1 protein-coding gene is annotated in these 563 nt (G+C 75.3%); it reads right to left on the reverse strand.

Annotated elements, in window-relative coordinates:
* The coding region (locus tag KBX53_RS35270; protein WP_305798022.1) for a BTAD domain-containing putative transcriptional regulator at positions 1-563 on the reverse strand (563 nt) is incomplete at both ends.

Genomic DNA, 563 nt, shown 5'->3' on the forward strand with positions numbered 1-563 from the left:
GTTCGCAGTTGTCCAGCACGAGCAGCAGCTGCCGGTGCCGCAGGGCGGTGACCACCCGGTCGGCGGGGGACAGGCTCGTGCCGGCGGTCTCATAGCCGCCCAGCGCGCCGAGCACCTGTTCGGCGACCCGGGCGTCACCGGCCGGCAGCGGCGCCAACTCGACCAGCTGGACGCCGTCCGGAAAGGACTGCGCGCGGGCCGTCTCGGTGGCCAGGCGGGTCTTGCCGACGCCACCCGGGCCGACCAGCGTGACCAGCCGCTGCCGGGACAGCAGCGCCCGCAGCTCGGCCAACGCCTCGGCCCGACCGACCAACTCGTCGAGCTGGGCCGGCAGGCTGTTCCGGATGATCGCCGCCTTCGGCGGGGCGCTGAGGCCGGCGTCCTGTTCGAGGATTCTGCGGTGCAGGGCGACCAGCTCCGGGCCGGGGTCGAGGCCCAACTCCTCCGCGAGGCGTTCGCGCAGGTCGGCGTAGCTGTCCAACGCCTCGGACTGGCGGCCCGCCGCGTACAGCGCGCGCAGCTGCACCGCCCGCAGCCCCTCGCGCAGCGGATGGCGGGCGACC

This window comes from Micromonospora sp. M51 (assembly GCF_018070305.1).
Lineage (GTDB): Bacteria > Actinomycetota > Actinomycetes > Mycobacteriales > Micromonosporaceae > Micromonospora > Micromonospora parva.